Below are 14,101 nucleotides of genomic sequence, written 5' to 3'. Positions count from 1 at the left end.
AATTACTCAATTTCTTCGAAAGACTTGTTTTGTTGAAAGAGATGAGACTTTGAGGCAAAAAAAAGCCGTTCCCAGACTGATAATGTCAGGGAACGGCTTTTAAAGAAATGGGAGCAAGAATTTTCCTGCTTATTGCTTCATCATCTTTTTCGTTGCGACAACTTGTCCATCAGCAACAAGCGTATACGTGTAGATCCCTGTGCTTAGATCGGAACCAAATACGGTCACGCTTCCGATGCCTCTTTCCGTCACTTCAACTGAATTCATGAAACGTCCGTTTCCATCATAGAAATGGATTTGTGCCTTTTGTACCGTCTCAGGAATGGAGAAGTTGATAACAGTTTGTTCTGCAAACGGGTTTGGAACGTTCTGATCCAAAACGATCGCACTGCGGTTGCTCAACGTGATATTGAGGTTTCTGCGTACTTCTTCCTGTGCTTCAGGCGTATTTGCCTGAATGGCACTTTGACTCAATTGACACAAGTAAGGCAGGATTCCGGATAAACAGTTTTCCAATTGCGTCAAACGGTTATTCAAATCTGTAATCTGGCTTTGCTGGGAGTCAATAATTGAATCCTTTGCGTGCAGCTCTCTTGCCTGTTCCTGGTGTCCGGAAATCAGCACCGGAATTAATTTGGTGTAATCCACTGTTTTGAATGTCACAGATGGATAGATCATCGTTCCTACTGAATCATACTGCGCCGGAGAAGTGTTTTCCTTCACAATATTTGGGAAAACGGTTTCTACCTGCTGTGCGATCAATCCCATCTGGTTTTCTGATTGCAGATGCAGCTGCGGGTAATCATTTACCTTGAAATCAAACGTTACCGGGTTCAACAGGCCAAGGAGCGAGTCTGCATGTTCCATTGTCACCACATTTTCTTTCAGATTCTGGTCGGAAGGACCAAATGAACCGGAAACGTATACGTTTCCTTCAAAGTAACCTGCCCAGTTAACACCTCCGCTGAGTGCTTCTCCATATACGCCAATATTGGTTGTACCGTTTCCGCTTGCCAAACCTCGCACACCGATATTCACGGTCGCATTTCCTGTGGCACTTCCTCCAACTCCGGTATTGGAGTTTACAATATGCCCGAAAGTCGTAATGGAATTGAAATCTCCTCCGAAACCAAATCCGGAATAGGTTCCAGCCGTTTGTACGGTACTGTTTTGAGCTTGTACTGCTCTACCAGCTGCACTTCCACTGGAAAGAAATCTACCTCCAAGCGCACCGCTTGTTGGTGTTAGTACGCTCGCATCTCCGAAAACACCGATAGCCTCTTTTGCGGAACGTGCGTCTACTTCTCCTTTAACCCCAATCTGGGATCCCATTGTAACATAGTTATTAGGAGCGACATAACCGTACATCGCTGTTGCGTTTAATGTACGGGTAGAGTCAATGATACTTTTTACACCTCCCTGGTGGCTGTTTGCAGAAACATCAACCGGAGAATTTCCGTCCACATAAAAGCTTCCTGACCAGGTTTCATTTTTAGAAAACACGTTCAACTTTGCTTCCATGATTGTCCCGCAATCATATCCAAGCCCCATTTTATTGGTTCCAACAACGTTGTTTCTTGTAAAATACAGGTTGTGGTCATTGAGGTCTACCTTGGTATCAAATTGCAACTTTCCATTAATCGCATCGGAACATGCTGCTCCAAATGATGTCGGAATAGAAGATTTCCAGCGCAATACGCCATTCTTGTCTACCATGACGATCTTTTGAACCGTGGTATCGGCCATGTACGTTGAATCTGGCAGATAACGTAATCGTGCGTTTCCTACTACATCTAACTTTTCAGTTGGATTTCCGTTAACCCCGGAAGCAGTAAAATCTCCAACGCCAAATCTACCATAGCTTTTTTCACTGCCAATGAGTGCACCACTCGCATTATAGACTGGATGAGTATACACTGTAGCAGGGTATAGTCGCGCCATCTCCAAACCATCGGTACTTACGGAAGGAGCACCCTCCGGGTTTGCATCAAACGTATGTCCTGTAAAAATAAATCGCATGTTATCTACTGCTGTCGGAGAGGTCGCTTCTCTGTCGGTTCCCCAGGCTACCACTGCATCCAGTTGATCGTAGTCAGCTGCAACTGTTGTTGTCAGTGATGTACGAGGTTTCAAACCAAGCCACACATGATCTTTGTTGTTACTGGTAAGTACTCCCAAGTCCATCCATTTACGGTAACCCTGTACAGTAAAAAGTCCTCCATAATCATATCCCAGGTGCAGGAGACTTTTCGGGCGCATAAGCGGTGCCGAACCGGACTCACTCATTGAAATACGCGTTGCATTGGTTGTGGCTGTCAAACCGTCGTAAAGCAATGTGTTATAATTTAAGTTCAACGCTCCGATGGAAGTAACGCGAAGTCTTTCATTGGATGAAATATTTGGTACATTATCATCCTCGGTTTGAATAATAAAACTGGATGCTTCCTGCCAACGCAAATAGCTGTTCAGGTGGTTCTGAGGCCCTGAAAAAATTGTATTATCAATTCCAAAACGCAGGCCATCGGTTGCTGCCTCTCCTGTTCCGATCACGGGGCTACCTGTTCCCTGACGGTAGGTAACCTGCATGAAACCATAAGGCTGATTGGCCACTCCAACCTGATGGTCATAACTCATGTGCAACAATGACTGTGGTGAAACATAGAAGTTGATCGGGTGTCCCGGTGCATTGGTATGTCCGAAGGTATTCCCCAATCCAAACCGACCAGTCGAAGAAAAACGGGCAATGTGCAATCCGTCAAGATCAGTTGTACTACGCAGGTTTGTCTGATCAATCGTGGTGCTGGATGTGGTCGGTCCCGTAAAACGGAAACACATATCATCGTCCAAACCATTGGTATTGTCCGACCAGTTGAGCACTGTCTCTGTGTAGTCCAAAGCGGTTCCGATCTGTCGCAGTCCGAAATAGCTCATGTCCTGGTTATCCGTGAAAGTTATACCAGTCTTCATCCAGGGTCTGTACCCGTTTTGTTGGATAGGAGCTGTACCGTTTAAGTGCAACAGTGAATATGCGCCACGATTGTTGTAGATCGTCTGGTTCAGCTGGGTCTGGAATGGAGCGTCCGGCCCCAACAACAGATAACCGCTGGTATTTACTAAGGTATTCGCATTTCCATAAGTACCGTAACCATCAATTGGATATTGTGAAGAATTGGAGAAATCCCCATTCAACTTCATCCGATAATTTGTGGTTGAATAACCCCCGGTAATGAAATAGATCGGTGAGTTCCAGGCCGTTCCGAACAAGTTAAAGTCCTGGGCTTGATTTCCCTGTAAATTCCCTCCACGATACCAGGCACTCGCTGCCTGTTGGGCCGTGGTGTAGTTGCCGTTCGGAACAGGAAATCCGGAAGGTATCTGCTGTGCCTGTGCCATTCCCAATGAAAACAGGAACAGCCCTAAAATGTATTTAATTTTCATGTATTGATAAGCGTTACCTTATCAATTGGATAAATCCTGTTTTTCTTGTGGTCTTCGAATTAAGCACGTAAAAATATACCCCGTCTGTGCAAGGCTCTCCGTTTGGAGTTGTACCATCCCATATTATGTTGTTAGCATCATACTTGAAAATGACATTTCCCCAACGGTTCAATATCCTAAAGTCGAGTTCTTCGAAACCGTCGAGATAACTGAAATCAATCTGGTCGTTTATCCCGTCACTGTTTGGCGAGAAGATATTGGGGATTTTAATATCGCACCCATCAACTTCTCCGATTTCTATTACCGATACACTGTCAATGTAATAATAAGGTGCGACACTTGGAGTACTCGCCGTTTGTATAAACATTGTATCATAGGCGAAATTCGACGAGAAATATCCAATAGTCAAATATTCTTCTCCTCCCGTAGCTATAAAATCACTTTCAATTTTTATCCAGTTAATTGTGTCAGATATAATTTGTTGATTTCGAACCTGTGGAATAAATTCTAGAACTTGATTTGTCTGCCCTTGTATTTCGTGCTTGCTAAAATATGCACCAAGTTTACCGATCGCATAGTGCGATAAATCGGCACATGAAACATAAAAGCTTAAATGAAAAGTTGTACAGGGTTTCAAGGGACGAGACAATTTTGTTTGGATATATTCTTGCGCTACAATCTCACCGGTTGTTTTGTTCCATTCGATAGGAACTATACCTACATATCCGTGCCCTTGAAAAGCTTGCTGGTAGCCCCAAAAATTAGCTGGCACACTAACGATGGTATGGTTACATTCATTAAAGTAATCGCTTGTACCCTTAGTAGGTTTCCACCAGCCCTTACAGTGCTCCAGTTGCCCATCGTTTAGGTCATTGCTTTCCGGACAGGAATAGTATTCCTCAAAGCTACCATTTGGAACAAGGTTTTCCTGTGCTTTGGCAATGAATAGCGTCAATAAAAAAACAATATGCAAAACGAGTTTATCCAATTGATAAGTTTGTTCCAAAAATAGTATTAGTTTTTGTCATGCCATCCGGCTGACAGGGAAACCTGCCTACATTTCATAGACGAGCTACCTAACAAAAGGTTGGATTATTTATTCATTTGAGCGTTAATTTAAATAGTGGAACAAAATAGTGATCGTTCAATTGTCCAATCGGGCAATGGACTTCCGAAGTGCCTAGGTCTCCCTATACATGATGCCCCACGATAGGACAGCTTCGCCAGTGAATAGGATTTCTGTTCTTTGTTTGTTTTTTAAAGGGTGTGAACTTAATGCAAAATTAGATTTCAGCACCGTAAGCATTTTACGATCTTCCGATTGTGCATGACAATTACGTCAAGAAGTTGTAGTACTCTTTTGCGCTAAAACAAAAGGAAAACGGAAGCTTGGTATTTCCGTCCAGTCAAATATGCTACTGAACTAGCATCTATCTAAAATGCGAATGTAACATTATTCACAAAATAGAACATATATATTCTATTATTTTCTTTTTAAAACCTGCCACTTTGTATCATGCAGGATGTAAAAGATGTTGTGTACCTTAAAAAGCTCGGAAAAAGAATTAGAATTCTTAGAAAAGAGCGTAAAATGACCCAATTAGATTTGGCAGGCAAAATGGACAATTTTGCAGAACAAATCGGCAGAATAGAGAGAGGGGAACAGAACGCAAGTGTTTGTACATTGAAAATGATAGCATCTGCCCTCAATATCAGCATGAAAGAATTATTTGATTTTGATGAATAAATACTCATTTGTCTTCTGGTCATCTATTTCATATATTTAGGTTATTCAATCTAAATGAAATGAACAAGACAGAACTAATCACCACGCTAGCACGAAAAACAGGAAAATCATTGGATTTATTTTTGCATTCACTGCTACTGCGGAAAACAGGAACGGTCTTGAAATATATTTTATTTTCATGTATTGATAAGCGTTACTTTACCAACTGAATAAAACCTGTTTTTTCTTTGTTTTCACTGAAGACCCTATAAAAATATTCTCCCTCTGTCAACTCATTTCCAGATTTGTCTTTTCCATTCCAGCCTTTATCTCCTTGAACAAATTGAAAGACTTTATTTCCCCATCTATTAAAAATTTCGCAGCTCCAATTATCTAAACAAGCGTTATTTGGATGCCAATAATCATTTATTCCATCTCCATTTACAGTTAGAATATTTGGGATGTTTTCATCTGTTTCCATTTCATTAGTTCGAACTAGTGTAACAGAGTCCACGTAGTAATAAGCTTCTGGAAGACCTCCAAAACAAGAGTCACAATTTACTGGAATGTTTGGGACATTTGAATTTGAATAAAGACTTGTATCAACAAACCTGCCTATGGTTAAAAATTGTTCTCCGCCTTCAGCAATATAACTTCCGGAAAAAAGAACCCAATTTACAGTGTCTGTGATATAAGCATACATCGCAACACTAGCAGGTAGCTCAAATCCAATAAATTCTAGCGGAAGAGTGTACGTTATAGGGTATTTATCAAACCGTACTCCTAAAGTATTTGTCGATCTGGAACTGAAATCCGCAAGACTTACACGCATTGAAAAATGATATTTTTTACATGCTTCTAATGGTTGTAAAAGTTTACATTGGACATATTCAGCAGAAGAAGATCCTTCAATAAAAGTACCTAATCCAATATATCCTTCGCCCTCAAAAGGCTGTTGCCAACCAAACCAATTACTTGGGACGCAAACCCCTGAACTTGGGTCTGTTTGGCAAGCATTATAATAATCTGTAGTTGCGTGTGTTGGCTTGTACCAATATTTGCATCTTTCCAATTGGTCATTGCCTACGGCACCTACCGAGATAGGACATTGATAGTATTCTTCAAAGCTTCCATTTGGAACAAGGTTCTTCTCCTGAGCATACCCATGCAGGAAAGTGAACAGTGTTAGAATAAAAGTTATATAAAAAACAGGTCTACCCAATTGATAAAAAATATTACTAAAATTAGTTTTTGTCATACCATCCGGTAGGACAAGGAAACTTGCCTACATTTCGTAGACGAGCTCCCCCTTAAAAGGTTGGATTTTTCTTTTTCTCGAATGCGTATTAGATGGTGTAAAACAATGATTGCTTCCATTCAGATTGGTTAAATCCCCGGTGCTATCCCTCTATAACCGCCTGGTCGCTGCCTGGTTCGAACGCGATCCGGATCTCATGCCAGCCTTCCCGGTACACGTACTGAATCGGGAACTGGTAGCGCTCGCAGATTTTTTTCACGATTGCCAAGCCGATCCCGATCGAATTGACGGAAGTATTTCCCTTTTTAAACCGCCCGAACAATTCCTCCGTAGGAACCTGCGGCGGATAACCGGTGTTTCGGATCAGCAGTTCTTCCTGCGACAGCCGGATTTCAATCGCTCCCTGGTCCCTGTTATGCCTGGAAGCATTGCTCAGGAGGTTTTTCAAAACCAGCTGAAAAAGAGGTGAGTCGATCTGCATTACCAGGCCTGGTTCAATAACGGTGTGTAATTCCAGTTTACGCATCGCGATGGCATCTTTATAGCCCTGAACAACTTCCTGTACCAACTCACTGATATTGGTCTGCCCGCTCTGTGTCGGATCATGATATTCCAGTTTTGCCAGTACGATCAGGGCCTGGTTGATCGCTGAAAGCCGTTCCAGTTCATCCAGCATACCGGATAACAAGGCATATTGATTTTCATTCAATTCCGTTTCCAGCAATGATTCGATGCGCGCCTTGATCACTGCCAGCGGCGTCTGCAATTCATGCGAAGTATTCTCCGTAAACTCTTTCAGCAGTGAATAATCCTTCCTGGCGCTCGACATCATGTGTTCCAGGAGGAAGTTCAGTTTTTTGAACTCATCGGTTTTGGAATCCTTTAATTCAACGGAACCGGGTTTTTCAATCCGGAAATCCCCCATTTCCTCTAGTGCTTTGTTAAATGGCCGCAACAAGTAACTCGACAAAACCTCACTTAAAAGGATCACAATGGCCATCAGGAAGACAAAAACCCAGGAAAACGTCAGCAGGATTCCGGTAAAATATTCGTTGTCCGTTACAATGATCGAAGTAGAACTTTGAATCCGGTATAACTTGCCCCTGATCCGGTAAACGGTACTTACTGCAATACGATCCATCTTCGTCTGCAATCCGGCATCCCATTCGTACCGCTCATGCACCGTCTGATTTCCCACCAGCGCACTGTCCCGCTCTGCAAGTATGTGGACCTCGCTGTTGTTCCCGCTCACCCGTTTCCGGTAGGAACGGCCTTCAGCAATTTCCCCCGCAATGATTTGATTGACATGAGTCAATTTTCCGATCGCCGATTGAGTCGTACCACGCTTTACAACCACATAGACCAGTGTAAAGCCTATTGAAAGGACGAAAAAAGTAATGATTGCATAAGCCCTGGTATAGCGGTGACTTAATTTCATTTCCCCGAATCATTCCATTTATATCCAAAACCATACACCGTGCTGACATAGTCTTTCCCACCGGCATCGACAATTTTCTTGCGGAGGTTTTTCAAATGCTGGTACACAAAATCCACGCTGTCCAGGTTATCCGTATAATCTCCCCACAGGTGCGTGGCAATGGCCTGGCGCGACAGCATGCGGTTCTGGTTATTCAAAAAAAAGAGCAACAGGTTAAATTCTTTCCGGGTAAGATTGATCTTTTTCCCGTTCACCAGGCATTCCTGGGCAAGCAAATCGACGGTGATCTCTTCAAAAACGATGAATTTATTCTTTTCGGGACTCTTTCTCCGCATGACTGCTTTGATGCGGGAATGCAATTCCGGTAAAGGAAAAGGTTTGGTAATAAAATCATCCGCACCTTCATCCAGGCCTTTCACCTTGAAGTCCAGTGAATTTTGAGCTGAAATAATGATGATACTGCTGTCGATTTCCTTCTTTTGAATGAGTTTCAGCAAATCAATTCCATCCCCGTCCGGCAGCATGATATCCAGCAAGATACAGTCATAAGAATACAGCGAGAGTTTTTCCCTCGCTGCATCAAAACTGTTGACCCATTCACAGATATAGTTTTCCTTCCCGAGGTAACTCGTAATACTCTTGGCAAGGTCTGCGTGATCTTCAACTAGCAGGAATTTCATACGTATCTGTTAACCCTTAAATGTACTATTTTACATGACTCAAACCCTCATTTTCTTCCGATACTTTCCCGAAAACTGCAGGAATGAACCTCTTTCTGGTTCCCGCCGGACAACTAATCCTGCGGGCTATCCGGAAGTTCGGCATTGATCAGCGAAGTTTGTTTGGTATCTTTCATAAAGAAATACACCAGCAACGAAATGGAGATACACCCCGTAACATACCAGTAAAAATACGTTTCATGACCAATATCCTTGAACCAAAGCGCTACGTATTCGGCAGTTCCTCCAAACAACGCAACTGTTAACGCATACGGCAAACCAACTCCAAGAGCACGTACTTCCGCCGGAAACAATTCCGCTTTCACAATGGCGTTGATGCTGGTGTAACCGCTCACAACAATCAATCCCGCCATTAACAGGAAGAAAGCGATCACCTGTGATTCGGTATGACTCAATGCAGTCAATAACGGAACCGTCAAAATACTCCCGAATACACCGAAACCGATGAGCAGCGGTTTACGCCCGATGCGGTCAGACAAAGCTCCGAACAGTGGCTGCAGGCAAACGAAAATCAACAAACTCAGGAATGAAATAAAGGTCGATTCCCCTTTGGTCAGGTGAACAGTGTTCACCAGGAATTTCTGCATGTAATTGGTATAGGTATAGAAAGCAAGCGTTCCGCCCAGGGTTAAACCGACCACGGTTAAAACCGCTTTCGGATGCTTCAAAAGTTCCCGGATCGTTCCTTTTTTAGATTCTACTTTCTCTTTCTGGGCTTCAAATGCATCCGTTTCATGAAGGTTCCGGCGCAAATACAATGCAATCACCGCCAGCAATGCACCGATCACAAAAGGAATCCGCCATCCCCAATCATGCAATTGTTCTTCGGTCAGCAACAGCTTCTGTAAAATCAACTGGATTCCCAACGCCGTTAACTGCCCTCCTACTAGCGTTACATATTGAAAACTGGAGTAAAAACCACGGCGGTTTTCGGTAGCCATTTCACTCAGGTAAGTCGCTGAAACACCGTATTCTCCTCCTACACTCAACCCTTGTAAAAGCCTTGCTACCAACAAAAAGACAGGGGCCATTACGCCAATCAATTTGTAGGATGGTGTGAGTGCGATCAGCAGAGACCCCAATGACATTAACAAAACGGATAAGGTCATGGCTTGTTTTCTACCAAACTTATCTGCAATCCTTCCGAAGAACCAGCCTCCAATCGGACGCATCAGGAAACCAACCGCAAAAATCCCTGCAGTGTTGAGTAATTGTGCCGTTGGATCGCTCTCCGGGAAAAAGGCACTGGAAAAGTAGAGTGAAAAGGCAGAATACGCATACCAATCGTACCATTCCACCAGGTTTCCGATTGAACCACCGATAATTGCCTTGAGGCGTTTAGCAGATATTTTTTCTTGTTTTTTCATAGCTGAGTTTCAAAATTAAAAGGTTTATTGTTTATCATAACCAGAATTGCGTCATAATCAGGAACTCTCCTGCGCGTTTAAAGACTTTTTTGTCCAAAGCAGAGTACAACGGACGACTTCCGTAATCGAGTGAAATGCGCGCGTGATTTCCTTCAAACAGCAAGTTGATGCCCAGGTTGTAAGACTGCCCCGGCTGGTTCAAGGCCATAAATTTTTTCCAGGTATATGCCGCGTATGGCTGGAAGCGGACTTTGGAACTCCATTTCGGGAGCATCCATGCGGTTTGTGTATACCAGATTTCACCGGTTCCCAATAAAAAACGGGAATTCCCCACTCCTTCCATGGCACGTACTCCGGTATACGTGGTATCGATCATTCCCGGGTTCATCACAGCAGTAGTCCGCAGGTAGTCTTTCCCGAAATCGGAATAGTAAAACACGCTATACAAGGTATACGTCATATCTTTTTCTTTTTTTCCGACCGGAAGATCACAAAAAACATCTGCTCCGAGTGAGAGCATGCTGTGACTTTCAAAAACGCCTGCCACCGGTTGTGTCATCGTACTGTTCGGGCTGTATAAAACTCCCGCACCGACATTCAGCACTTTTTTCTTTCCATAATAAGAAGCACTCAGGAATGGAGTCGTCACTTCGTCCCGATCCAGAAACTGGTATGAAAAATACCCGTTAACCGAAGCAATATTTCCCCTATTATTATCCACAGCAGGCCCTCCCACAACTGGCGTTTGCGAGGTCATAAACGGTTTGTTGACACTGATACGGTAGCCAAGTTTTCCCAGGTTTCCTTTTGCAAATACTCCGAACATCCGCGTAATCTGGTCGGCCATTTCAATCGTCGGCCAGTTGAAAATCGGGGCGTCTGCAGTCAATAAATGAATGGTACTGGCATTGGTCAGGCGGCTCACACCGTTCCAGCAATGCAGCCCTGCCCCGATGGAAAGCGAATACCGGTTGGCTTTTTTGGTTTCCGGGTTGACCTCCGGAGCAAGGATAAACTGGCCATAAGCATCGTGAAAGTAAATCGGCGGCCGCTTTCCTGTTCCGGTAGCTCCGGAACCACTCCCACCGCCCGAAGCAAACGACTGATTATTGGACCCCAATTGCAACATGAGCAAAAAGCGCGGGGAAACCTGTCCGAAAATTTGGATCCGCATCCGGCGCATCCCTGCATCCAGAGTCCAGTCTTCCGGGTGTTTATTAACCGCCGTTCCCGGGTTATTTTCAATCGTACGCAGCCAAAACTGCGTCCAGATATTCATGCGCAGGTAACTTTGCCCGCTTTCATCCAGTTTTAGCCGGATTCCGTTATACCCTCCCGATGTTTCTTTCCTGGAAATACCGGTAGAATCCTGTGCAGAAATACTGCATGAACAGAGTAAAAGGATCGCAAGAAGTAGTTGTTTTCGATTCATAGTTTCAGTATAAAGCATGTGTTTTCATTATTTAAAACCAGTGTTAAATAAATGTGAAAGCAAACTAACAACACAACTTTGAAGATTTCTTGAAGAAAACTTATGCTTTATTTGAAATTTACCTGATTAAAACCTGAAAACCAGTGTATCCGCTACTGTATGCCGGTTTTCACCCCGTAAAAAGAAGGAACTTTCGTTAAAAAAAGTCATAAATCTGTTTGGCAGCCCGTTTCTTTGTTTCTTTACTTTAGTAGTACTCTTTTAACCTGTACGATATGAAACGTATGCACACCCTTTGGTTGCCGCTAGTTCTTGTATTCCTGGCAAACAGCCGGCTTTATGGCCAGGATTTGGAAAACATGGTACAAAATATTGAGATCCAAACCGATTACGTGAACAACGGGGTCAAAGGGATCCGGATTTCAAATACCTGCGATTTCAATGTGCTCCGGAAAAAATATGGAACTGACAGCCTGATGGCGATTGCACTCCGGCAAAGCAAATTCTCCTATGTCATGTCCTTCTACCACGACACGACCCAGATCGAACCCGCCTTCGGGTATCAGCACCCGGGGAAAAAGAAAGAATACCTGGAGTTTAAATTCGACTGTAAACCGATGTTAAACGACCTGAAAAACATCGTGTATCCTTTTGTTCAATTCATTCCATACGCAGCCCTGAAACTTCCTGAAGGAACCCAATCCATCCGGGTGAAATACGATCTGAGCGGGAAAGACGGGTTCAATGCCGTTTACAAACAAAGCTCTCAATCACCGGATATTTCGTTCCGGAAACCAGTCTGTAAAGTATTTGAATGTTCGCTGGATTCACTGGTCATCAAACCATTCAATGCGCAGGGTCAGGCCTGGGATCATTCTGTTTTCGGAACGGATGCACCGGATCTTGATTTTTCCATTATCATGGGCGACCTGGAAGTTGGAAACATTCACAAAGGAAACAGTTATTACATCTCTTTCCCCGATAAACCACGGGTTTTCCGGTTCCTGATCTCAGAAAATGACGAAGTGACCATCACATTGAAAGACACAGACGATGTGATTCACGATCCGATTGCCAGCTGGCGGTTTGATTCTACCAACATGAAAGACGGCATTTCCTATCAGCAGAAAGATTCCAAAACGAATATGCAGGCATTCAGTTTTAAATGCAAAGTGGGAAAAACGAAAAACTAAATCAACACATGAATGTTACCCTCGAATTTCGCCGATAACGCAGAATGAGAGTTAATGAATTCCAGGCTATGGAGTAAACCAAATAGCGGATTGAATAACTGAACCACATGGATTCCGCTCATTAAACTATAACCAGTAAGTAAACCTGTATGCGTTCTCAGCTCCTTTGCGTTTAAATAAAAAACAAACCGGGATGCGAAGGACACAAAGGTTTCTTATTTCGTCAAACGGGCAGGTTTTTCACGGAACCAGTACCGCTCTTCCCTTGATCTGTCCTTTGCGCAATTTGTCATACACTTCCAGCGCCTGATCCAGACTGTATTTTTCAATTTCAATGTGGATTTTCTTTTGTCTGGCAAGCCCGACTACTTCCATCAATTCGGTGCGGGATCCCCAGTAAGGATTCGTCAGTCGAACCCCGAAAGGCAGGCCGTTCATATTGTACTCGTATTTTCCACCGCCTAAGCCGACAATGGTCAAATCGCCTTCCAGTCCGATGATTTTGGTTCCCAGATCAATGGTTGACGAGGCTCCGACGAAATCAATCACCACTTTCGCTTTCTTAATTCCGGTAATGGCACGAATTTGTTCTGCAGCGTCTTTATCCATTGAATTAACAGTGTGCTTCGCTCCCAGCTTTTTAGCGAATTCGAGTCGTTCCGGTGTGATATCACAAGCAATGATCGTTGCTCCGGTCATCGCCGAAAGAATTTGTAACGCAACGTGTCCCAATCCTCCAACTCCGATCACAACCACATATTCATCCGGCATCAATTTATGTAACGAAGTTTTAATGGCCGCGTAAGGAGTCAATGCCGCATCGGTCAACGGTGCTGCGATAACCGGATCGAGGTCATGAATCGGTACCAGTAAACGGGAAGAAGGAACCAGCATGTAGTCTGCCATACCACCGTTCGCACCAAGACCTCCTCCGAGTGCTTGCTCCGACTGATGGTCACAGTAATTCTCCTGTGAATGCTGACACGGTTTACAATGTCCGCAACCCCACGGGCCATACACCAACACGGCGTCACCTTTTTTGAAACCAGTCACATCCGGCCCGGTCTCTTCCACCCATCCGGCATTTTCATGCCCCAGAGTAAACGTGATTCCGGATATAATTCCCTCATCAATAATGTGTAAATCGGAATGGCAAACACCTGCACCTCCGATTTTTAAAAGTACTTCGTCTCCTGTTGGTTTCGGAATCTCCAGGTCTGTTGTTACACGAACATCTTTATGTCCAAAAAATCGTACTGCTTTCATGATAGCTCTTTTTTAATGCTTGTTTCTAATTTACCGAAATCCGCCGGCATAAAAAAGAAAAATCGTCCCTAAAAAACTGTCCCGACAAGTCAGAACGGCTCTCTCCTGTTTCGCTTGACTGCTTAAAACAAATCCAGGATTTCCTTGTTCCGGGATTTGGAAGCCATGGCTTTTGTTTCACACTCCCTGAATGCAAAAAAACTGCCCGTTTTCACAGACAGCTTTTCTTATCGAGGTTTCAAA

At 43.7% G+C, this 14,101-nt stretch carries 10 protein-coding genes; 2 read left to right on the top strand and 8 right to left on the bottom strand.

Annotation, left to right across the window (positions count from 1 at the left end):
- Positions 1 to 129: 129 nt before the first annotated feature.
- Both ABDV94_RS02790 and ABDV94_RS02785 read right to left on the bottom strand, forming a co-directional pair.
- Positions 130 to 3,438, bottom strand: a complete 3,309-nt coding sequence (locus tag ABDV94_RS02790; protein ID WP_343604572.1) for a tail fiber domain-containing protein — start codon at positions 3,436 to 3,438, stop codon at positions 130 to 132.
- Between the two features lie 13 nt (positions 3,439 to 3,451).
- On the bottom strand, positions 3,452 to 4,444 hold the full coding sequence (locus ABDV94_RS02785; RefSeq protein WP_343604570.1) for a gliding motility-associated C-terminal domain-containing protein: 993 nt from the start codon (positions 4,442 to 4,444) through the stop codon (positions 3,452 to 3,454).
- 510 nt (positions 4,445 to 4,954) lie between these two features.
- Between ABDV94_RS02785 and ABDV94_RS02780 the strand changes: the two genes are divergently transcribed.
- Positions 4,955 to 5,185, top strand: a complete 231-nt coding sequence (locus tag ABDV94_RS02780; RefSeq protein WP_343604568.1) for a helix-turn-helix transcriptional regulator — start codon at positions 4,955 to 4,957, stop codon at positions 5,183 to 5,185.
- Between the two features lie 193 nt (positions 5,186 to 5,378).
- Here ABDV94_RS02780 and ABDV94_RS02775 read toward each other — a convergent pair whose 3' ends face one another.
- The 5 genes from ABDV94_RS02775 to ABDV94_RS02755 form a co-directional block, all read right to left on the bottom strand.
- On the bottom strand, positions 5,379 to 6,422 hold the full coding sequence (locus ABDV94_RS02775; RefSeq protein ID WP_343604566.1) for a gliding motility-associated C-terminal domain-containing protein: 1,044 nt from the start codon (positions 6,420 to 6,422) through the stop codon (positions 5,379 to 5,381).
- Between the two features lie 142 nt (positions 6,423 to 6,564).
- On the bottom strand, positions 6,565 to 7,860 hold the full coding sequence (locus tag ABDV94_RS02770) for a HAMP domain-containing sensor histidine kinase (RefSeq protein ID WP_343604565.1): 1,296 nt from the start codon (positions 7,858 to 7,860) through the stop codon (positions 6,565 to 6,567).
- Positions 7,857 to 8,540, bottom strand: coding sequence for a response regulator transcription factor (locus ABDV94_RS02765; protein ID WP_343604564.1), 684 nt, complete (start codon positions 8,538 to 8,540; stop codon positions 7,857 to 7,859). The genes ABDV94_RS02770 and ABDV94_RS02765 overlap by 4 nt, the downstream gene beginning before the upstream one ends.
- 113 nt (positions 8,541 to 8,653) lie before the next feature.
- Positions 8,654 to 9,967 carry an MFS transporter gene (locus tag ABDV94_RS02760; RefSeq protein WP_343604562.1) on the bottom strand — a complete coding sequence of 438 codons (1,314 nt, stop codon included), beginning with the start codon at positions 9,965 to 9,967 and terminating at the stop codon, positions 8,654 to 8,656.
- 34 nt (positions 9,968 to 10,001) lie between these two features.
- Positions 10,002 to 11,399, bottom strand: coding sequence for a porin (locus tag ABDV94_RS02755; RefSeq protein ID WP_343604560.1), 1,398 nt, complete (start codon positions 11,397 to 11,399; stop codon positions 10,002 to 10,004).
- Between the two features lie 275 nt (positions 11,400 to 11,674).
- Between ABDV94_RS02755 and ABDV94_RS02750 the strand changes: the two genes are divergently transcribed.
- Positions 11,675 to 12,592, top strand: a complete 918-nt coding sequence (locus ABDV94_RS02750; protein WP_343604559.1) for a hypothetical protein — start codon at positions 11,675 to 11,677, stop codon at positions 12,590 to 12,592.
- A 240-nt stretch (positions 12,593 to 12,832) separates the two neighbouring features.
- Here ABDV94_RS02750 and ABDV94_RS02745 read toward each other — a convergent pair whose 3' ends face one another.
- The gene (locus ABDV94_RS02745) at positions 12,833 to 13,858 is read right to left on the bottom strand and encodes an NAD(P)-dependent alcohol dehydrogenase (protein WP_343604558.1); all 1,026 of its coding nucleotides are present in this window, start codon (positions 13,856 to 13,858) and stop codon (positions 12,833 to 12,835) included.
- Between the last annotated feature and the right edge of the window lie 243 nt (positions 13,859 to 14,101).

The organism is Fluviicola sp., from assembly GCF_039596355.1.
Lineage (GTDB): Bacteria > Bacteroidota > Bacteroidia > Flavobacteriales_D > Crocinitomicaceae > Fluviicola.
The sequence above is the reverse complement of the archived record's forward strand: the minus strand, read 5'-3'. Positions and strand labels throughout refer to the sequence as shown.